This is a genomic window from Paractinoplanes lichenicola (assembly GCF_016785085.1).
Classification (GTDB): domain Bacteria; phylum Actinomycetota; class Actinomycetes; order Mycobacteriales; family Micromonosporaceae; genus Actinoplanes; species Actinoplanes lichenicola.
The window spans coordinates 530,654-550,309 of record NZ_JAENHO010000001.1 but is presented as its reverse complement, the minus strand read 5'-3'; the positions used below and the strand labels follow the sequence as shown (position 1 = coordinate 550,309).

Sequence of the window (19,656 nt, the reverse complement as noted above, 5' to 3'; positions counted from 1 at the left end):
TTCAGTCATGCGTGTGCTGCAACTTGTGGCGGTCGTAGCGGTCGCCTTCCTGGCCGGTCAGGTCGTCACCGCGACCCAGGACAACGTCTGGCTGCTCCTCGTGACCGGGGTCGTCGGCTCGGTGCTCGCGATGCTCGCCTACTACTGGGTGGTCCGGCTCACCGAGAAACGCGAGGTGATCGAGGCGTCGGCCGGTACGGCGGCCTCGGGTCTGCTGCGGGGCACGCTGCTCGGCCTGGCGCTGTTCGCGGCCGTGATCGGCAACATCGCGGCCAACGGCGGCTACCGGGTGCACGGGCTGAGCGACGAGCCGCTCGCCGCGCTGGGGCTGATCGGGTTCATGGCCGCCGCCGCGGTCACCGAGGAGCTGATGTTCCGCGGCGTGCTGTTCCGGCACGTCGAGAAGGTGACCGGCACCTGGCTCGCGCTGGCGTTGTCGGCCCTCGTGTTCGGCGCCGTCCACCTGCTCAACGAGAACGCCAGCCTGTGGGGCGCGCTGTGCGTCGCGTTCGCCGGCGGCGGCATGCTGACCTCCGCCTACATCGCCACCCGGAGCCTGTGGTTGCCGATCGGCCTGCACTTCGGCTGGAACTACGCGCAGGCCGCCATCTTCAGCACCGAGGTCTCGGGCAACGGCCTCAAGCGGGGCCTGCTCGACTCGGAGCTGACCGGCAGCACGTGGCTCAGCGGCGGCGACTTCGGTCCCGAGGCGAGCCTGTCCACGCTGATGGCCGGCGTGGTGGTCACGGGGGTCTTCCTGTGGCTGGCCCACCGCCGGGGGAACATCGTGCCGCTGCGCCGCCGTGAGCCCTCTACGCTCGTGCGGTGATCGGCTTCCTGCGGCGCTGCGACGTGACCGTCCGCGACCTGCCCTTCGCGCTGCTGCTCTTCGCGCTGGCCCTCGTCCCGGCCTGGCACCGGCACGGCACCCGGTTCAGCGACCTGGTGCCGGAGCAGCCCTTCGACTGGCTGGGCGTGCTCGTCATCGCCCTCGAGTGCCTGCCCTTGGCCGTACGGCGGAAGTTGCCTGCTCTCGCCCTGTCGCTGGTGGCCGTCGGGTTCGCCTTCGACCAACTGCTCGGCTTCCACACGATCGGCGGCACCGCGCTGGCGGTCGCCTTGTTCAGCGCCGGTGCCCACCAAGCCGCACACCGGCGCGCGGTGATGATCGGAGCCTCGCTCGCCTATGTCGGTTTCGCCGTGGTTCTGGATCGGGTCGGCCCGACCGGCGTGGGCGACCTCGTGTTCTTCTACATCGTGCTGGCCGCCATGTGGGGCATCGGATCCGCGCTGCGGCGGAGCCGGCAGGCCGAAACCCAGCGCCGGCAGCAGCTCGAGGAGGCCGCCCGCGCCGCCGAGCGCATCCGGATCGCCCGCGAGCTGCACGACGTCGTCACTCACCACGTGACCGCGATGGTCGTGCAGGCCGAGGCGGCGCGCTACCTGACCGCGGCGCCCGACCGGCTCGACACCACCCTGACCGCGGTCACCGACACCGGGCGGCAGGCCATCACCGAACTGCGGCACCTGCTGGACCTGCTCAACCCCGGCCACGGCGGCGAGCTGCGGGCCCTGGTCGAGCAGAGCCGCCGGGCCGGGCAGCCGGTCGAGCTGATCGAGGAGGGCAGTTCGACCGCCCCGCCCGGCGGCGCCGACGTCACCGTCTATCGGGTCGCCCAGGAGGCATTGACCAACGCCCTGAAGTACGACCACGGCGCGCGCACCACGCTCACGGTCCGCTACGGAACACAGGAGATCGACGTGCGGATCAGCACCGACGGCTCGGGCACGAGCACGGCGTCGCCCGGGGGCAGCGGCCGCGGGCTGGCCGGGCTGGCCGAGCGGGTCGGCACGCTCGGGGGCGACTTCAGCGCCGGGCCGCAGACCGGTGGCGCGGGTTCGTCGTCACGGCCCGCATCCCCGTCGGGGTGACCGCGTGATCAGGGTGCTGGTCTGCGACGACCAGGCGCTGATCCGTACGGGCTTCGCCACCATCATCGACGCCCAGCCCGACCTCGCGGTGGTCGGCGAGTGCGGCGACGGCCTGGCCGCGGTGGCCGAGGCCCGCCGGCTCGAACCCGACGTGGTCGTCATGGACGTGCGCATGCCCGGCATCGACGGCATCGAGGCCACCCGCCGGCTGGCCGGGGCCGAGGTGCCCCGGCCGGTCAAGGTGCTGGTGGTGACCACCTTCAACATCGACGAGTACGTGTACCGGGCGTTGCGCGCGGGAGCGAGCGGCTTCCTGCTCAAGGACGCGCCGCCGGCCCAGCTGCTGCACGGCATCCGTACGGTGGCCGCGGGGGCCGCGCTCCTCGCCCCCGAGGTGACCCGGCAGCTGATCGGCCGCTACGCGACACGGATCCGCGCCGCCGACGACGTGCCCGGCGATCTGCCGCTGACCGCGCGGGAGCTGGAGGTGCTGCGCCTGATCGCGACCGGGCTGTCCAACGCCGAGATCGCGGAGACGCTGGTGATCAGCCACGAGACGGTCAAGACGTACGTCTCCCGCATCCTGACCAAGCTCGGCCTGCGCGACCGGGTGCAGGCAGTCGTCTACGCCTACCGCCGCGGGCTGGTTTAGTTTTTCGTCAGCAACCCGGTCCCGGACTCACAGTTCAGGATCGCCCGGCGGACCGCGGCGACCCGGGTGGCGGCCTCCCGCTCGTCGAGTTCTTGCAGGTCGCGCGACAGGTCGTCGGCTGCCGGGGTGCCCGTCAGCCAGGCGGTGGCGGCCTCGACGACCGCCTCGTCGGTGCCGGGGGAGTCGTCGGGGCAGACGAACGGGGTCACGCCCACGTTGTACAGCATGAGTTCCTCGAGCCGGCCGTCGTACATCGCGTGGCCGTCGTCGGCGATCGCCACCGGGATGAGCAGGACGTCGGCGGGCTGGTCGACGACCCGGCTCTGGGTGTCCACCTGCTCGATCGCCCGGGTCGGGGCGCCGGGCAGCCGCGCCAGCTTGGCCAGCGCCGCCCGGGCCGGGGGAGTCACCTCGTCCAGCACCCCGCTGTGCATCCGGGCCACGCAGACCTGCGGGGCGTCCGCGGTGCAGACCAGCTCGCGAGCCACCGGGTCGATCGGATACTTGACGAAGGCCGACCCGCCCTGCAGCACCAGCACGGCGGCCACCAACCCCAGGGCCGGGGGCACCAGGGCCCGCCAGGTGGTGGCGGCGTAGAGCAGCGCCGCGCCCGCGGCCAGGCCGCCCAGCCAGAGCAGTTGGGCCAGGCTGAGCCGTACGGGAACGGTGTGGAAATCGGTGGAGCCGCCCAGCGTGTACGCGGGGAAGAGCAGGGTGCTGAGCCACTCGCGATGCCCGGTGATGCCGCGGGCGGCCAGCGGCGAGGCGATCGACAGGATGGCCAGGGCCGGGGCGGTGGCGGCGGAGGGCAGCAGCCGGCCCATCGCGAGGCCGAACCAGGTGGCGGCGATCATCGCCGTCGCGCCCGCCGCCACCACTCCGGCCACCGCGAGGACGGGCAGATACTCCGCGATCCCGGCGATCCGGAGCGCGGCCGCGACGATGGCGCCGACGTACGCGAGGGCCGCGGCACCGCCGTACGCCAGCAGGATCGGCGTGGCCCGCTGCAGGCGCGGCCGGGGGATGCCGGCGAACAGCTCGGTGACCCGGGAGCGGTGGTCGCGGCGGCCCTGCGTGGCCCCGGCCGCCATGGCCAGCCCGAGCAGCACCGACAGATACCAGCGCTGGTCCATCGCCAGGATCATGTAGCCCGCCGTCCAGCGCTGCGGGGCGGCGTACAGCAGACCGGCCCCGGCGGCCAGCAGGGCGAGCGCCGCCCAGACGGCAGGGGTTCGGCGCAGCTCGATGAGGAAGATCCTTCGCACGTCGAGTAAGACGACGGCGGCGGGCTCGCGGATCTCCATTTGCTATGGCGTGCGTCACAATAGGCCGATGTTCGACTTCACGGATCGCACCGTCCTGGTCACCGGCGCCTCCGGCGGTATCGGCGGGGCCGTCGTCCGGCTGCTCGTCTCGCACGGCGCCGACGTCATCGCCTCGGGCACGAGCGCCGAATCGCTCGCGCCGATCGTCGCCGAGACCGGCGCGCGCCCGCTCCCGCTCGACCTGACCAGCGAGGACAGTGTCCGCGAGGCACTGCAAGACCTGCCCGTACGGGGTGTCGTCAACTGCGCTGGGTTCGGCGGCGAGATCGCCAACCCGGCCGAGACGGACATCGCCGTGTTCGACAAGGCGATCGCGATCAACACCCGCGGCGCGCTGCTGGTCACGAAGTACACCTCGCGTACCATGATCGCGGCCGGGCGGGGCGGCGCGATCGTCAACGTCTCGAGCCAGGCGGCCTTGGTCGGGCTGGCCGGCCACGTCTCGTACGCCGCCTCGAAGGCCGGCCTGGACAGCATCACCCGGGTGTCCGCGCTCGAGCTCGGGCCGCACGGCATCCGCGTCAACAGCGTCAACCCGACCGTCGTGATGACGCCGATGTCGGCCTTCTACTGGGGCCGCGACGAGATCCAGGGCCCGTTCCTGAGCCAGATGCCGCTGGGCCGCTACGCCACCGAGGAGGAGATCGCCGCGCCGATCGTCTTCCTGCTCAGCGACGCCGCCGCCATGATCAGCGGGGTCTGCCTGCCGATCGACGGGGGTTACTCCAGCCGCTGACAGCGACAACGGCCGATCAATGACCTACTGTGTGTTTCCAGGAGGTTACAGATCGTGGCTTACCTTCTCGAGGCACGCGGCCTCTCCCGCAGTTTCGGACACGTCCGCGCCCTGGACAACGCGTCGTTCGACATCGAGCCCGGCGAGGTCGTCGCCCTGATCGGCGACAACGGGGCCGGCAAGTCCACCATGGTCAAGGCGATGACCGGCAACCTGGCCGTCGACAGCGGCGAGATCCTCTTCGGCGGCGAGCAGGTCACCATCGCCACCCCGCATCAGGCGTCGGCCATGGGCATGGAGGTCGTCTATCAGGACCTCGCCCTCGCCCCGCACCTCAACCCCGTGCAGAACATGTTCCTCGGCCGCGAGATCCCCCGCCGCGGCCTGCTCGGGTTCCTCGGCTTCATGGACGAGAAGCGGATGCGCGCGTCCGCCGAGGCCGGGTTCGCCGAGCTCGGCGGCACCGTCACCGCGTTCGGGGCGCCGGTCGGCTCGATGTCCGGCGGCCAGCGGCAGCAGATCGCGATCGTCCGCGCCATCACGTGGGCCGACAAGATCGTCTTCCTGGACGAGCCCACGGCCGCGCTGGGCGTCGTGCAGACCAAGAACGTCCTCGACACCATCAAACGCGTACGGGACAAGGGGATCGCCGTCGTGCTGATCTCGCACTCCATGCCGCACGTGCTCGAGGTGGCCGACCGGATCCAGGTGATGCGGCTCGGCACCCGGGTCGCCACCATGCCCGCCCGCGGCACGACCGTCGAGCAGCTCGTCGGGGCCATGACCGGCGCCTTGGATCTCGCATGACGGGCTTCCTCAGGCGCATCGGCGGCATGCAGTCCGTGTGGATCCTTGGCGTCCTGCTCGTCATCGTGGCCGCCTTCTCCGTGGCGGCCGGCCGCAAATTCCTGTCCACCAGCAACTTCTCGCTGATCTCGCAGAACATCGCGGTCTGGGCCGTGCTCGGCGTCGGCATGACCTTCGTGATCATCACCTCCGGCATCGACCTCTCGATCGGCTCCGTGCTGGTCTTCTCGTCGGTCGTCGCCGCGAAGATCATGGACGCGGTCGGCGGCGACGGCTGGTCCACCGCGTTCCTGGGCATCCTGGGCGCGCTCGTCTCCGGCATCGCCTGGGGCACGCTCAACGGCTTCCTCATCGCCAAGGCCAAGATCCCGCCGCTGATCGTGACCCTCGGCGCCCTGTCGGTGGCTCTCGGCCTGGCCCAGGTGCTCACCGGCGGCATCGACATCCGCTCGGTGCCCGAGGCCCTGACCGACTTCAACACCTACATCAAGATCGCCGGCATCCCGGCCCTGCCGTTCGTCGCGCTGATCGTCGTGATCATCGGCGGCATCGTGCTGCACAGGACGAGATTCGGCCGCTACACCTTCGCCGTCGGCTCCAACGAGCTCGGCGCCCGCCGGGTCGGCATCAACGTCGACCGGCACCTGATCTACGTGTACGCCCTCACCGGCGCGTGCGCGGGCCTCGGCGCGGTGCTGGCCCTGGCCCAGTTCGGCACGACCACCATCGCCGGGCAGTCGCTGACCAACCTCAACGTGATCGCGGCCGTGGTCATCGGCGGCACCTCGATCTTCGGCGGCGAGGGATCCATCTTCGGTACGGTCGTCGGCCTCTTCATCCCCGCAGTGCTCCAGGCCGGCTTCGTGATCATCGGCGTCGAGGCCTTCTGGCAGGGCGTCGCCGTGGGTTCCGTGCTCGTGGCCGCCGTCTACGTCGATCAGTCCCGCCGCGCCGCCGCCCAGCGAGGCGGCTCCCGCCCCTCGATCCTCTCCCTGATCAAGTCTCGTTCCGCTTAAGGCCAAGCAGTTAGGACAACTCTGATGAAGAAGTCCTCAGCAGTGGTGGTCGTGGCCGTCGTGGCCCTCGCCGGATGCTCCAACTCGAAGCCCACCGGCAGCGCCGCCAACACGGCCGCGGGCGACCCCAGCGCCCCCGCCGCCTCGGCCCCCGTCGTGCCGGCCAAGGCCTCGAAGAACTACAACCTGCAGTTCATCCAGGGCGTCACCGGCGACGAGTTCTACATCACCATGCAGTGCGGCATCGAGGCCGAGGCGGCCAAGCTCGGCGTCACCGTCAAGACGCAGGGCCCGCAGAAGTTCGACCCCACCCTGCAGAAGCCGATCCTCGACTCGGCCGTGGCGGCCAAGCCCGACGCCATCCTGATCGCCCCGACCGACGTCACCGCCATGCAGACCCCGCTGCAGGCCGCGGCGGCCGCCGGCATCAAAGTGATCCTGGTCGACACCACCACCGAGGACCCGTCGTACGCGGCCAGCGCCATCGCGTCGGACAACGTCGGCGGGGGCAAGGCCGCGTTCGACGCCATCAAGGAGTTGAACCCCGGCGGCGGCAAGGTCATGGTGATGTCGACCGACCCCGGCGTCTCCACAGTCGACCTGCGGATCAAGGGCTTCGAGGACGCCGCCAAGGCCGACTCGAAGTTCCAATACCTGCCGGTGCAGTATTCGCACAACGACCCGGCCACGGCGGCCAACCTGATCAGCTCGGCGCTGCAGCGCGATCCCGACATCATCGGCGTCTTCGCGGCCAACCTGTTCGCCGCCGAGGGCACCGCCACCGGCGTCCGGCAGGCCGGCAAGGCCAGCACGGTCAAGATCGTGGGCTTCGACGCCGGTCCCAACCAGATCAAGGCCCTGCAGGAGGGCACCGTCCAGGCGCTGATCGCCCAGCAGCCGGGCAACATCGGCCAGTTCGGCGTCGACGAGGCGGTCGCCGCCCTCGACGGCGGCCAGGGCACCCCCAAGATCCAGACCGGCTTCACCACGATCACGAAGGAGAACCTGAACGGCGAGGGCGGCCAGGCCGCCTACAAGTCGAGCTGCTAGGCGGTCAGGGCACGATCACCGCGCGCCCCGGCACCTGGCCGGCTTCGAGGTCGGTGAAGGCCTGCACGCCGTCGTCCAGCGAGTACGTCTTGGTCTCGACCGAGATGGCACCCAGACGGGCCAGGTCGAGCACCTGACGCTGGTCGGCGCGGGTGCCCCCGTACGAGCGGCGGACGTCCACGCCCCAGGGCAGCGGCGTCGTCAGGGAGTCGGCGGCGTACGGGAAGGAACCGCCGCCCAGCCCGACGAAGCGGAGCGCGCCGTCCGGGGCGATCACCTTGGTCGCCAGGTCGACGGTGGGCTGGATGCCGACGAAGTCGAACACCGCGTCGGCGCCGTAGCCGCTCGTGCCTGCCAGGATGGCCTCGGCCGTGCCGCCGTCGCTGAGCAGCGTCTCGTGGGCGCCGTGCTCGCGGGCCAGGTCGAGCTTCTGCTCGCTCGAGTCGACCGCGATGATGCGGACGCCGGTGGTGGCGGCCAGGATCTGCAGGCCCATGTGCCCGAGCCCGCCGACGCCGACCACGACGGCCGTCGCGCCGGGGGTGAGCCGGTGCCGGGCGCCGTTGATCGCGTGCATCGGGGTCAGCCCGGCGTCGGCCAGCGGCGCCGCGGAGGCCACGTCGAGCGCGCCCAGCGGCTCGAGGTAGCGCGCCTTGACCTTGATGAACTCGGCCATCCCGCCGTCGGGGCCGAGCCCGGGGCACGGCGGCATGCCGAGCCGGCCGCCCTGGTTGACGCAGACGTTGTCGCGGCCCTCGACGCAGGGCCGGCAGCGGCCGCAGGCCCACACGAGGTAGACCAGCACCGGGTCGCCCTCGGCGAAACCGGTGACGTCGGCGCCGAGCGAGGCGACCCAGCCGGACGTCTCGTGCCCGAGCGTCAGCACCGGGAACTCCGGGGCGTGCAGGACGTGCAGGTCGGAATGGCAGAGCCCGGCCCCGCCGACCCGGACGAGCACCTCGTCGGGGGCGATCTCGGGGATCGGCACGTCCTGAATCTCGATCTTGCCGGGGGACACGAGCCGCAATGCACGCATGGTCTTTCCTTTCTTCCCTGGTCACCCCCACAGTAACCGCTTAATATGACAGATGTCAGATTAAGCATGCGACTAAGTTGAGCCGATGCAGCGAAGGACCCGGACAAAAGGTTCGATGGCGCAGGCGGCGCTCGATCTCGCCGCGGCCTCGCCGCTGAGCGACATCACCGTCACCGCGCTGGCCGAACGGGCCGGCATCACCCGCGAAACCTTCTACCGGTACGCGGCGAGCGTCGCCGACGCCGTGGCCGACGCGCTCGGCGCCGAGTTGGAAGCCCTGCAGGCGCAAAATCCGGAGATCCCCGCCGTCTCGACCACCGGCGAGAGCGTCTTCCTGCAGCCCACCCGGGCCCTGGTCGCCCATGTGAGCCACCGCGCGGCGGTGTATCGCCACGCCCTGCAGCCCCGGCTGCACCCGCGCCTGCGCGAGCTGCTGATGGAGAACCTGAGCCGGGGCCTGGCCGCCCACCTGGACGCCCACCCCGAGATCGCGCCCCCGATCGGCGCCGCCCGCCCCGGCCCGTTCGACCGCGCGGGCATGGTCGCCTACGCGGCCGCGGGCACGATCGGCGTGCTGGAGGAATGGCTGGCCCTCACCGACCCGGCCGACCCCGACCGCCTGACCCAGGTGATCCTGGCCGCCGCCCCCGAATGGTGGCAGGGCCGGGTCTAGGTCAGAGCCGGACGACGACTCGAGCCCCGCGGTCGCCGGCCGAGCGCAGCGTCACGTCCTCGGGGTAGAGGCGGCCGAGCAGGGCCAGCACGACGAGGCCGTCCTGCCCGGCGGCATCCACGACGAGCGGGTCGCCGGCCGGTTGGACCAGGCCCGGCGCTCGCAGGACGGTCCAGGCGCCGGCCCCCGGCCCCTCGCCTCCGTGGGCGGCGGGACCAGCCTCCGGCCCCTCGCCGCCGTGAGCCGCCCCGGCCGCCGGGCCGATCCGGGCGAAGCGGTGGCCGCGCAACGCTTGCCCCAGGTCGACTCGGGTGACCTCCCGGCCGTCGGTGACCTCGATCCAGGCCGGGCCGGGTTGGCCGGTCACCACGCGAGCGGTGAGCGGGCCGGTGGCGTCGGCGGGTGTCAGATCGCCGGCCGGGGTCCGCGGTGCCGCGTAGTAGTCCGGCAGCTCGTACGTGTAAGTGGCCGTCGTGCGCACGGTCGCGTCGGGGCGCCAGGTGAGCAGATAGCGGGGCGCGGTCAGCGGTGACTGGTCGAGGACGGCCGGCAACGTGGTGCCGCCGGGTGCGTCGAAGCCATACCCGAACGGGCCGTCGGCGCCGGTGACGGCCTGCCGGGCGAAGCGCACGATGCTGGAATGCCGGACCTGCCGCACCAGCAGCTCGGTCAGGAACGCGTCGCGGGCCGGTTCCAGATGCCGCAGGCCGGTCTCGCCGACGAACAAGGGCACGTCGGGCCAGGCGGTGAACGGCAGCAAGGCGTCGCGCAGCAGGACGACCTGGTGCAGCCACTCGTTGTAGAGCTGCATCGTCACCGGCCCGCCGCGACGGCGCAGCAGCAGGTCGGCCGCGTCGGGCGTGAGCAGGTGGCCGTAGCAGTGGCTGCGCACGACCAGGGGACCCGCGGCCAGCTCGATCCGGTCGTCGAGCAGCCGGGTCACCGCCTCGGTGGCCAGCGTGGCCAGCTCCCGCCCGATCGCCTCGGCCCGCCCGGCCAGTTCCCGGGCGGCCCGGGAGCTGCCCGGCCCCGCCCGCAGCGGCAGCGCCGACTCCCGGGCGCCGAGAGCGAGGGTCGCGTGGATCTGAGCCTCCAGGACCGGGCCGTCGGCGGCGGTGAGCGAGTTGTCGTCGATGACGCCCTGCAGCAGCGGCTCCAGGGCGGTGAGGAACGCCCGCGCCGTCATGACGGTGCCGGTCGCGGGAAAGGTGTGCCAGCGGCTCCCGCCGAGTGCGAGGGTCATGAGTGGCCTCCGGGGGTTGAGTGCGGTCAGGGCCCCGCCGACGAGCGGTCGAGTGCGTTCAGGGCCCGCCGGCGGGGTCAGTCGAGGGTGGTCAGGGCGACGTCGACGAGCGGTTCCAGGGCGGGCACGTCGGGGGTGACCTTGGCCGCCACCAGCAGTCCGTTGAGGAAGGTGACCAGGAAGCCGGCCAAGGCGTCCGGGTCGTGCCGGGCCGCCAGCTCGCCGCGTTCCCGGGCCGCTCGCAACACGTCGGCCAGTGCCTCGCGGCTGGCGGCCTGCATATCCCGTACGACGTCTCGGGTCGCCGTGTCGTGGGGCAGGCGCTCGCAGGCCGCGTTGACGGCCAGGCAGCCCCGGCCCCCCTCATCCGTCGCGATCCGGGCCCGTTCGAGCATCATCGACCGGATCGCCGACCGGGCGTCACCGCCGGCTCGCAGGTCGCGCAGGGCGTCGGCGGCGAGGGTGGCCCGGTAGTGCTCGAGGGCGGCCCGATAGAGCCCGTCCTTGTCGCCGAACGCGGCGTAGATCGACCCCGGGCCGAGCCCGAGGTGCTGGGTCAGGTCGCGCATCGAGGTCGCCTCGTAGCCGCGCGACCAGAACAGCGTCATCGCCCGGCTCACCGTGGCCTCGGTGTCGAACTCTCTGGTCCGTGCCATGCACCCGACGCTAGCTTATCTGGAGCGATCGTTCAAGAAAGCCGCCCCGGAAAGAAGGGCTCAGCGGGAGGGCAGCCCGAGCCGTTCCAGGGTCGCGCGCAGCCGGTGGCGGCCCGCCATCGAGGAGGGGCCCTGCAACCGGGCCAGCACCCGGCCGCTCCAGTCGCCGGGCAGGCCGAAGCGCGCGTTGTAGGCGGAAAGGCGTTCGTCGTACGCCCCGATGTGCGCGTCGGCCACCGCCGCGTCGTACTGCTCCCGGTGCAGCACCGCGCCCTGCGGCAGCCGCGGCTTGACGCCGGCCCGCTCGGTCGGATCGGGGGTGCCCACGGCCAGCCCGAAGGTGGCCACCGTGTGCGGCGGCAGGGCCAGCTCGACCGCGACCTCGTCGGGGTGGTTGCGCACCGCGCCGACGAAGACCGAGCCCAGCCCGAGCGAGTGCGCCGCCACCACCGCGTTCTGCGCGGCCAGGGCGGTGTCGACGAAGCCGATCAGCGTCGTCTCCAGATAGTCGGCCGCGGCCACCTCGGTGCCGGCCCGTGCGGCCAGGCGGCGGGCCCGGCCCAGGTCGGCCACCCAGACCAGGAACAGCGGGGCCTGGGCGACGAAGGCCTGGTTGGCGGCCAAGGCGGCCAGGCGCTGCTTGCGTTCCGGGTCGCGCACCGCCACGACGCTCCACGGCTGCAGGTTGGACGACGTGGGCGCCGACTGGGCCGCCGCCACCAACGCGGTCAGCTCCTCCTCGGTGACGTCGCGGGGGCCGAACTTGCGGACCGAGCGGTGACCGAGCTGCAGCCGCAGGACGTCGTTGAGCGCGCCGAGGCCGTGCACGGCGTCGCCGTAGCGGGGGAGCACGGCCATCAGGTCAGGCCCAGCCGGGCGCGGAGCGTCGGATGGGTGTACTCGCATGGGTACAGGCCTCGTTTCTGCAGCAGGGGCACGACCAGCCGGGCAAAGTTCTCGAAGTCGACCGACGTGTCGGCCGGCATCACCGTGAAGCCGTCCGCGGCACCCGCCTCGAACCAGGTCTGCAGGTCGTCGGCGACCTGCTCGGCCGAGCCCACCAGCAGCCGGTGCCCGGCCCCGCCCGCGCCCCGCTGCACCAGCTCGCGCGGCGTGCGCGGCCCCTCGGCCAGCAGCGCCCGGGTGGACACGCCGAACCCGGCCGAGAACGCGGCCGCCGGGGCCTCGGCCGGCAGGTCGGCCACGCTGATCGGGTCGTCCGGGCCGAACCGGCCGTCGGGCAGGCCGAGCCCGCGGGTCACGACCACGCTGAGCTGTTCGATCGGCAACGTCGCGTACAGCTCCTGCTCCCGCTGCCGGGCCCGTTCCTCGGTCGCCTCGACCAGCACCACCACGCCGAGGGAGACCTTGACGTCGTCCGGATGCCGACCGGCCCGGGCCGCCCGATGCCGGATGTCGGCCCGGAACTCGACCGCCTTGACCAGGGTCTGGGCCACCGTGAAGACCACGTCGGCGTAGCGGCCGGCCAGGTCGAGCCCACCCGGGGACCCACCGGCCTGCACGACGACCGGGCGCCCCTGCGGCCCGGCCGGCACCGGCAACGGCCCGGCCACCGAGAAGAACTCGCCCTGGTGGTCGATGGGCCGGATCAGCGCCGGGTCGGCGTAGCGGCCGGTGGCCTTGTCGGCGACGATCGCGCCCGGCTTCCACGCGTCCCAGAGCCGGGTCACGACGTCGAGGAACTCGTGGGCCCGGCGGTAGCGGGTCGGCTTGTCGGGGTGCTCGGACAGCCCGAAGTTGGCCGCCGCGGCCGGGGTGCCCGTGGTGACGATGTTGACCCCGGCCCGCCCCTTGGTGACGTGGTCGAGCGCCTGGAAGCGGCGGGCCAGGTTGTACGGCGAGTTGTAGGTCGTGGAGCTGGTGATGATCACTCCGAGCCGGCTGGTCACCGCGGCCACGCTGCCCAGCAGCACCAGCGGGTCGAGCCCGGTGCCGGGGGCGTCCGCGATCTCGCCGCGCAGCGCGGGCCCGTCACCCAGGAAGACGGCGTCGATCCGGGCGTCCTCGGCGACGTGGGCCAGCCGGTGGAAGTGGTCGATGTCGAGATAGGCCAGCGGGTCGACGTGCGGCAGCCGCCAGGCCTGCCGGAAGTGCCCGGGCGTCAACAGGGACAGGTTCAAGTGAAAGGTCATGGCTTCCAACCCAGTAGCGGGGCCAGCTCTTCGGCGGTAGAGGTGAGCAGGCGCTTGTGCTCGGTCAGATCCGGTACGCCGGGCACGAAGCTCACCAGCAGGTCGGTGCTCTGCCGCAGCGCGGGGTCGGCGGCCAGCTCGGCGGCGATCCCGGCCGGCGGCCCGAGCAGGGCGTGATCGGCCGCCAGATACTCCTCGACGCTGAGTCCGGCCACGTCGCGGCGGGCCGACAGCCAGCTCTGCCAGCGGCGGGCGCCCGGCGTGACGAGCCGTACCGCCTCGGCCTTGTCCGGATGCGGATAGACCGCCCGTGACACCTGCACGCGCGGCGGCCGATCGGGCTCGGACCAGGCCGCCTTGTAGGTCTCGATCCAGGCGGCCTGATGGCGCTGCGCATCCCGGATCGTGCCGTCGCGCCAGCCAGTGGCCCGCGACAGCTGCAGCCCGTCCCCGGCCCGGGCGGCGGCGGCCGCGGCGGCGTGGGCCTGCTCGGGCGCGCTTGTGGTGGCCTGCCACAACCTTCCCAGTACGCCCGTGCCCGGCGGGTGTAGCACCTCGCCCAGACTGTTCAGCGACGTCCCGCCGAGCACCTCGTGCAGCCGGGCCACCGACTCGTCCCACAGCCGGTGGCGGTCGTCCAGGTCGCGCCCGAAGGCCTCCCAGGCCCCCGGGAACGGCCCCGACCCGATGCCCAGTTCGAGCCGCCCGCCGCTGAGCTCGTCGAGGGTCGCCGCGTCCTCGGCCACCTTGATCGGATCCTCCAGCGGCAGCACCAGCACTCCCGTGCCGAGCCGGATCCGCGTGGTGTGCTCGGCGATCGCGGCCAGCAGCACCAGTGGCGCCGACACGTGCTCCTTGCCCTGGCGGAAGTGCCGCTGGATGACCCACCCCGAGTCGTACCCGAGGTCCTCGGCCGTGCGGAACAGCTCGATCGCCTCGCGGTAGGCCCGGCCGGGCGGGATGTCGCTGTCGAGGTGCAGCAGAAAGCCGAGCCGGAACGGTTCGGTCACGTCAGGGCCTCGTCGATCAGGGCGAGCTCCTCCGCGGTGAGCGGCGCGAAGCTCAGGGCTTGGACGTTGTGTTCCAGCTGCTCGGCCGAGCTGGCCCCGACGATGGCCGAGGTGACCTCGGGTCGCCGCAACACCCACTGCAGCGCCAACTGGGCCAGCGACTGCCCGCGCGCCTCGGCGATCTTGTTGAGGGCGGACGCTCGCCGCCGGTAGTCGTCGTCGATCGCGTCGGGGGACAGGAAGGCGCTGTTCTCGGCCCGCGCGCCGGCCGGGATGCCGTCCAGATACTTGCCGGTGAGCAGCCCCTGCGCCAGCGGCGAGTAGACCACCAGACCGAACCCGTCCGCAGCGGCCAAGTCGAGCAGCCCGTTCTCCTCGGGCCGCCGGTCGAACAGCGAGTAGCGCGGCTGGTGCACGAGCAGCGGCACGCCCGCCCGGCGCAGCAATTGGGCCGCCTCGTGGGCCCGGTCGGTCGGGTAGTTGGAGATGCCCACGTACAGCGTCTTGCCCTGCTGCACCGCGCTCACCAGCGCGCCGACCGTTTCTTCGAGCGGGGTGGTGGGGTCGGGGCTGTGGCTGTAGAAGATGTCGACGTAGTCGGTGCCCAGGTCGCGCAGGCTGTGGTCGAGCGAGCCGAGCAGCGACTTGCGGGAGCCGCCCTTGAGATAGGGGCTGGCACCGATCGGGTTGCCCGCCTTGGTGGTCAGGATGAGCTCGTCGCGGTACGGCGCCAGGTCCTGCCTGAGGACGCGGCCGAAGAACTGCTGCGCGGCCCGGTGCGGCGGTCCATATCGGTCGGCGTTGTCGAAGTGCGTGATGCCCAAGTCGAACGCGCGCAGCACAGTCGCGCGGTTCTTCTCGTACGGGTGGTCCGTGCCGAACTTCTGCCACAGCCCGAAGGACAGCGCCGGGAAGTCGAGGCCGGAGGTGCCTGCCCGCCGGAACTGGGCCTTGGCGTAGCGGTCATCGGCAGCGTGGTAGGTCATGAAAGGCCTTTCGGGGTGGCGGAGTGGCGGAGGGCGAGTGGCGGAGGGCGAGTCGCGGAGAGACGAGTCGCGGAGAGGCGAGGGTGGAAGGGCGGGAGTCAGGAACGGCGCAGCGCGGCCGGCTGCAGGGACGGGGTGTCGCGACCGGTGTCGCGCTCCAGGAAGTGGGTGCCGGGGTCGACGATCTCGTCGATCCGGTCGAGCACGCTCGCGTCGAGGGTGACCGCGGCCGCCTTGAGATAGGCGTCCAGGTGCTCGATCGTCCGCGGCCCGATGATCACGCTGCTCACCGCCGGGTGGTTGAGCGCGAAGGCCAGCGCCAGGTCGACCAGGCTGAGCCCGTTCTCCTCGGCCAGCCGGGCCAGCGCGTCGGCCGCGGCCAGCTTGCGCCCGTTGCGAGGCAGCGTGATGTCGAACCGCCCCGGAATCAGGTCGGCCCGCGCCGACGCGGGCTGCTCGCCACCGACCCGGTAGCCGCCGGACAGCCAGCCCGCCGCGAGCGGGCCGTAGCTCAGCACGCCCACGCCGTATTCGCGGACCACCGGGAAGACCTCGCGTTCGGCGCTGCGCACCAGCAGCGAATAGGGCAGCTGCTCGGTGTGCGGGCCGATCAGCCCGTGCTTCTCGGCCAGCCACTGCGCCCGTACGAGCTCGTGGGCCGGAAAAGCCGAGGTGCCGTAATAGCTGATCTTGCCCTGCCGGATGAGGTCGTTGAGCGCGTGCAGCGTCTCCAGCAGGTCGGTGCGCGGGTCGGGCCGGTGCGCCTGATAGAGGTCGATGTGGTCGGTGCCCAGGCGGCGCAGGCTGTCCTCGACGGCCCGCACGATCCAGCGGCGCGAGTTGCCCGCGTGCCCCGGGTTGTCGCCGATCTGCCCGTGGAACTTGGTGGCCAGGAAGACGTCGTCGCGGCGGCCCTGCAAGGCTCGGCCCACGATCTCCTCGGACTGCCCCTGTCCGTACACGTCGGCGGTGTCGACCGACGTGACACCGGCGTCGAGCGCGGCGTGGATGATCCGGATGCTCCCGGCTTCCTCCTGGTGCCGGCCGAAGTTCATCGCGCCCAGGGTGAGCGGACTGATCAGAACGCCGGTGCGGCCCAGCACGCGGTCGGGGGTGACAGTCATCTGCTTCTCCTTCAGAACAGTCCGGTGGTCGGCGGTTCCTCGCCGGTGAGGTGGTATGCGCCGGCCACGGCCGCCTTCCACTGGCGCGGGTTGTGGTTGGCGACCGTGCGGGCGTTGCGCCAGTGCCGGTCGAAGGCCAGGTCGCGGTTGGTGGCCGAGCCGCCGCCGACGTCGAAGAGCAGTTCGGCCGCGCGCAGGGCCGACTCGATGGCGATCACGCCGGTCTGGGCCACCGTCACCGACGCGTCGGCTCCCGCCTTCCGGGCCTCGGGACCAGACCTTTCCCGTACGCCCTGCAGTTGCTCGGCCGCGACCAGGACGGCCGAGCGTGCCGCGTGGGCGCGGGCCCCGATCTCGCCCACGGTCTGCCGCACGTACGGGTCGTCGACGCTGCGGGTGGCCGAGCTGTGCTTGATCGGCCGGGCCTTCTCGCGGGCGAACCGGACGGCGTCGTCCAGCGCGGCGGCCGCGATGCCGGCCTCCACCGCGGCCAGGTAGAGCTGGGCGAACGAACCCAGCCAGGGGCTGTCGAGGCTGGAGTTGTCGCGCACGACCACCTCGTCCGGCGTCACCCGCACGTCGACCAGCCGGGTGGTGCCGCTGGCGGTGAGCCGCTGCCCGACCGCGTCGAAGTCGTCGAGCCGGTGCACGCCCGCGCGGTCGGTCGGCACCGTGAAGAAGTGCACGACGCCCTGCGGGTCGCGGGCCGACGCCGAGAACCACGTGGCGTAGAGCCCGCCGGTCGAGTAGTACTTCTCGCCGTTGATCACGAACCCGTCGCCGTCGGGCCGGATCGTCGTGTTGACCGTGCCGCTGGGCCCGCCGGTGCGCTCGTTGTTGGTGCCGGTGAACAGATCCCCGGCCCGCAGCCGTTCCAGCGTGACCTGGCGGTGGGGCAGGTCGGGCCGCGCGGCCACCTGGTTGGCGGTCAGGAAGCTGGACCGCAGCGCCTGGGCCACGTTGGAGTCGGCCCGCGCGATCGCCACGATCAGCTCGGCCACGTCGCGCAGCGTGCCGCCCGCCCCGCCGTCCGCGGTGGCGATGCCGGTCAGGGTGATCCGCTGCTCGGCCAGCGCGCGCACCTCGTCGAACGCGTAGGCCCGGTCCCGTTCGCGCCGGGCCGCCCCCGCGGCCAGGCGGTGCAGGATCGGCTCGGCCGCCTCGCGGATCCCGGCGACGGTGTAGTAGACCGTGGCCGTCATCGGGCCACCGCCGGCACGGGCAGGCCCAGCACTGACCGCAGGGTGGGTGCCGACAGGGCCGCGATCAGCTCCGCCGCGTCCCCCTCGAGCTCGACGCCGTCCAGCCCGTGCTCGTCGAGCGGGATGCGGTCGCCCGCCCGGACCCGGCCCAGCAGCACCACGTCGTCGCGGTGCCGGCCGGCCGCGGTCAGCGCCTCGGTCAGCGCGGTGTGGGCCTCGGTGGCCCGCCCGGGTTCGACCACGACGATGTCGGCCGCCGCGGCCGCCGCGGTCGCGTCGAGCAAACCGAGGTCGGCCACGAGGATCGGGCGGCCCTGCACCGACGACGGACCGTCGAGCGGCCCGGCCACGCGGTAGTAGGCGCCCTCGTGCCCGATCGGCCGGATCAGCGCGTCGTCGGCCACCACCCCGGCCTCCTGGTCACCGATCAGGGCCGTACGGGGAAAGGATTCCCACAGGCGGGTCAGCACCAGGGCGTACTCGGCCCAGCGGGCGATCGGATCGGGCGGCACCCCGGCCACCGCCGACGCGTCGGTCACCTCGTCGCCGTCACCCGCCAGCAGGGCCAGGCCGATCCGGCCGCCGGTGGCCCGGTCGAGCGAGAGCACCCGGCGGGCGACGTTGTAGGGCGCCTGATGGGTGGTCGGCACCTCGGGGATGTAGCTCACGCCCGGATAGCGCCCGGCCAGATAGGCGGCCACCACGGTCGGGTCGATGGCGCCGGCGTCGGCGAGCCGGATCGCGGCGACGCCGGCGCGCTCGGCGGCGGCCGCGACCGCCTCGGCCGAGGCCAGATCGCGCACGGTCAGGCGCAGCACGGTGGTCATGAGGGGATCGCCTCCAGATCGTTGATCCGGGGCACGGCCGGGAGACCCAGCCCCAGGTGGGCGCGCAGGGTGCGGCCGTCGTAGTCGGTGCGGAACAGCCCGCGCCGGCGCAGCTCGGGGATGACGTGGTCGGCGAAGTCGTCGAAGCCGGAGGGCAGCACGTCGGGCATCACGTTGAAGCCGTCCGCGGCCCCGGCCCGGTACCAGCGCTCGATGTCGTCGGCGATCTGCGCCGGGGTGCCCACGACGATCCGGTGCCCGCCCCCGCCCGAGAGCTTCTTGAGCAGCTGCCCGAGGGTGGGCCGGTCCCGGTCGATGATCGCCTTGACGACCCGGTAGAAGGTCTGCGAGCCGCCCGCCTCGTCCGGGTCGACCAGCAGGTGGGCCGGGATCGGCTCGTCGTCGGCGAGGCCGTCGAGCGGGAAGCCGAGCTGCCCGGCGAGCCGGCTGCGGGCGTACGCGTCGGGCAGGATCTCGTCGAGCAGCTCGCGGCGGGCCCGGGCCTCGGCCTCGGTGCTGCCCACCACGGTCGACAAACCGGGCAGCACCACGATCTCGCCCGGATCGCGGCCGAACTCGCGGGCGCCGGTGCGGACGGCCGAGCGGAACGCCACGGCGTGCTCGAGGTCCTGGTCGGCCGAGAAGATGACCTCGCCGACCCGCGACGCCAGCCGCTGCCCGTCGCTGGATCCGCCCGCCTGCACGATCACCGGGCGGCCCTGCGGCGAGACCAGTTCGGTGCGGGCGTGCCAGGCCGCCACCACCTGCGCGGTGACCTCGGCGGCGCGACGGTAGCGCCAGGCGTGCTCGGGTTCGCCCGTACGGCCGAAGTTGCGGGCCGCGATCGGGCCGGCCGTGGTCACCACGTTCCAGCCGAACCGGCCGCCGGTCACCACGTCGAGGTCGCCCAGCCGGCGGGCCAGCTCGACCGGGTCGTTGTACGACGACGACAGCGTGCCGATCAGCCCGATCCGCTCGGTCTGGGCCGCGATCCGGGCCAGCACCGTGGTCGGCTCGAGGTTGTTGGCCGTACGGTGCCTGATGTTGGGGTCGAGTGACGGCCCGTCGGCCAGGAAGACCGCGTCCAGCTTGGCCTGCTCGGCCTTGCGGGCGATGGCCGTGTAGTGGTCGATGCCGAAGCTGGCCAGGCCGTCGGTGCCGGGGAAGCGCCAGGAACCCCCGAAGACCCCGGCGTTGAGGATGTTGACGTTGATGTGCAGCACGTGCG

General features: G+C 72.6%; 19 protein-coding genes and 1 pseudogene. 8 read left to right on the top strand and 12 right to left on the bottom strand.

The features are described 5' to 3' along the window. Nucleotides 1–7 precede the first annotated feature (7 nt). The 3 genes and pseudogenes from JKJ07_RS02510 (at nucleotide 8) to JKJ07_RS02500 (ending at nucleotide 2,584) form a co-directional block, all read left to right on the top strand. Nucleotides 8–829 (top strand): CPBP family intramembrane glutamic endopeptidase, encoded by an 822-nt coding sequence (locus JKJ07_RS02510; protein WP_202989506.1) that lies wholly within the window; start codon nucleotides 8–10, stop codon nucleotides 827–829. Then, nucleotides 826–1,940: pseudogene (locus tag JKJ07_RS02505) on the top strand (sensor histidine kinase). Before JKJ07_RS02510 ends, JKJ07_RS02505 begins: the two are co-directional and overlap by 4 nt. Beyond that, on the top strand, nucleotides 1,937–2,584 hold the full coding sequence (locus JKJ07_RS02500; RefSeq protein WP_202989504.1) for a response regulator: 648 nt from the start codon (nucleotides 1,937–1,939) through the stop codon (nucleotides 2,582–2,584). Before JKJ07_RS02505 ends, JKJ07_RS02500 begins: the two are co-directional and overlap by 4 nt. Here the strand turns inward: JKJ07_RS02500 and JKJ07_RS02495 are convergent. Next, nucleotides 2,581–3,888, bottom strand: coding sequence for a hypothetical protein (locus tag JKJ07_RS02495; RefSeq protein ID WP_202989503.1), 1,308 nt, complete (start codon nucleotides 3,886–3,888; stop codon nucleotides 2,581–2,583). The genes JKJ07_RS02500 and JKJ07_RS02495 overlap by 4 nt on opposite strands. Before the next feature lie 28 nt (nucleotides 3,889–3,916). Between JKJ07_RS02495 and JKJ07_RS02490 the strand changes: the two genes are divergently transcribed. The 4 genes from JKJ07_RS02490 to JKJ07_RS02475 are packed head-to-tail and all read left to right on the top strand — an operon-like array spanning nucleotide 3,917 to nucleotide 7,518. After that, on the top strand, nucleotides 3,917–4,645 hold the full coding sequence (locus tag JKJ07_RS02490; protein WP_202989502.1) for an SDR family oxidoreductase: 729 nt from the start codon (nucleotides 3,917–3,919) through the stop codon (nucleotides 4,643–4,645). 54 nt (nucleotides 4,646–4,699) lie between these two features. Further along, nucleotides 4,700–5,452 carry an ATP-binding cassette domain-containing protein gene (locus JKJ07_RS02485; RefSeq protein ID WP_307834095.1) on the top strand — a complete coding sequence of 251 codons (753 nt, stop codon included), beginning with the start codon at nucleotides 4,700–4,702 and terminating at the stop codon, nucleotides 5,450–5,452. Beyond that, nucleotides 5,449–6,468, top strand: coding sequence for an ABC transporter permease (locus tag JKJ07_RS02480; protein ID WP_236028193.1), 1,020 nt, complete (start codon nucleotides 5,449–5,451; stop codon nucleotides 6,466–6,468). The genes JKJ07_RS02485 and JKJ07_RS02480 overlap by 4 nt, the downstream gene beginning before the upstream one ends. 24 nt (nucleotides 6,469–6,492) lie before the next feature. Further along, a complete protein-coding gene (locus JKJ07_RS02475) occupies nucleotides 6,493–7,518 on the top strand; it encodes an ABC transporter substrate-binding protein (protein WP_202989501.1) in 1,026 nt (341 codons plus the stop codon). A 4-nt stretch (nucleotides 7,519–7,522) separates the two neighbouring features. Here JKJ07_RS02475 and JKJ07_RS02470 read toward each other — a convergent pair whose 3' ends face one another. Beyond that, nucleotides 7,523–8,554, bottom strand: coding sequence for an NAD(P)-dependent alcohol dehydrogenase (locus JKJ07_RS02470; protein WP_202989500.1), 1,032 nt, complete (start codon nucleotides 8,552–8,554; stop codon nucleotides 7,523–7,525). An 85-nt stretch (nucleotides 8,555–8,639) separates the two neighbouring features. On the opposite strand from JKJ07_RS02470, the gene JKJ07_RS02465 reads away from it, so the two are divergent. Continuing rightward, nucleotides 8,640–9,227, top strand: a complete 588-nt coding sequence (locus JKJ07_RS02465) for a hypothetical protein (protein WP_202989499.1) — start codon at nucleotides 8,640–8,642, stop codon at nucleotides 9,225–9,227. A 1-nt stretch (nucleotide 9,228) separates the two neighbouring features. Here the strand turns inward: JKJ07_RS02465 and JKJ07_RS02460 are convergent, their stop codons facing one another. The 10 genes from JKJ07_RS02460 to JKJ07_RS02415 form a co-directional block, all read right to left on the bottom strand. Beyond that, nucleotides 9,229–10,470 carry a hypothetical protein gene (locus tag JKJ07_RS02460; protein WP_202989498.1) on the bottom strand — a complete coding sequence of 414 codons (1,242 nt, stop codon included), beginning with the start codon at nucleotides 10,468–10,470 and terminating at the stop codon, nucleotides 9,229–9,231. A gap of 77 nt (nucleotides 10,471–10,547) precedes the next feature. Further along, complete coding sequence (locus tag JKJ07_RS02455) at nucleotides 10,548–11,126, bottom strand: TetR/AcrR family transcriptional regulator (protein ID WP_202989497.1); 579 nt, start codon at nucleotides 11,124–11,126, stop codon at nucleotides 10,548–10,550. Nucleotides 11,127–11,186: 60 nt separating this feature from the next. Continuing rightward, nucleotides 11,187–11,984 (bottom strand): NADPH-dependent oxidoreductase, encoded by a 798-nt coding sequence (locus tag JKJ07_RS02450; protein WP_202989496.1) that lies wholly within the window; start codon nucleotides 11,982–11,984, stop codon nucleotides 11,187–11,189. Further along, complete coding sequence (locus tag JKJ07_RS02445) at nucleotides 11,984–13,279, bottom strand: NtaA/DmoA family FMN-dependent monooxygenase (RefSeq protein WP_202989495.1); 1,296 nt, start codon at nucleotides 13,277–13,279, stop codon at nucleotides 11,984–11,986. The genes JKJ07_RS02450 and JKJ07_RS02445 overlap by 1 nt, the downstream gene beginning before the upstream one ends. Next, on the bottom strand, nucleotides 13,276–14,289 hold the full coding sequence (locus JKJ07_RS02440; protein WP_202989494.1) for an LLM class flavin-dependent oxidoreductase: 1,014 nt from the start codon (nucleotides 14,287–14,289) through the stop codon (nucleotides 13,276–13,278). The genes JKJ07_RS02445 and JKJ07_RS02440 overlap by 4 nt, the downstream gene beginning before the upstream one ends. Then, complete coding sequence (locus tag JKJ07_RS02435; protein WP_202989493.1) at nucleotides 14,286–15,275, bottom strand: aldo/keto reductase; 990 nt, start codon at nucleotides 15,273–15,275, stop codon at nucleotides 14,286–14,288. Before JKJ07_RS02435 ends, JKJ07_RS02440 begins: the two co-directional genes overlap by 4 nt. 98 nt (nucleotides 15,276–15,373) lie before the next feature. Continuing rightward, complete coding sequence (locus JKJ07_RS02430; RefSeq protein ID WP_202989492.1) at nucleotides 15,374–16,399, bottom strand: aldo/keto reductase; 1,026 nt, start codon at nucleotides 16,397–16,399, stop codon at nucleotides 15,374–15,376. Nucleotides 16,400–16,410: 11 nt separating this feature from the next. After that, the gene (locus JKJ07_RS02425; protein ID WP_202989491.1) at nucleotides 16,411–17,601 is read right to left on the bottom strand and encodes an acyl-CoA dehydrogenase family protein; all 1,191 of its coding nucleotides are present in this window, start codon (nucleotides 17,599–17,601) and stop codon (nucleotides 16,411–16,413) included. Further along, nucleotides 17,598–18,428 (bottom strand): LLM class flavin-dependent oxidoreductase, encoded by an 831-nt coding sequence (locus JKJ07_RS02420; protein WP_202989490.1) that lies wholly within the window; start codon nucleotides 18,426–18,428, stop codon nucleotides 17,598–17,600. The genes JKJ07_RS02425 and JKJ07_RS02420 overlap by 4 nt, the downstream gene beginning before the upstream one ends. Next, the gene (locus tag JKJ07_RS02415) at nucleotides 18,425–19,651 is read right to left on the bottom strand and encodes an LLM class flavin-dependent oxidoreductase (RefSeq protein WP_202989489.1); all 1,227 of its coding nucleotides are present in this window, start codon (nucleotides 19,649–19,651) and stop codon (nucleotides 18,425–18,427) included. Before JKJ07_RS02415 ends, JKJ07_RS02420 begins: the two co-directional genes overlap by 4 nt. Between the last annotated feature and the right edge of the window lie 5 nt (nucleotides 19,652–19,656).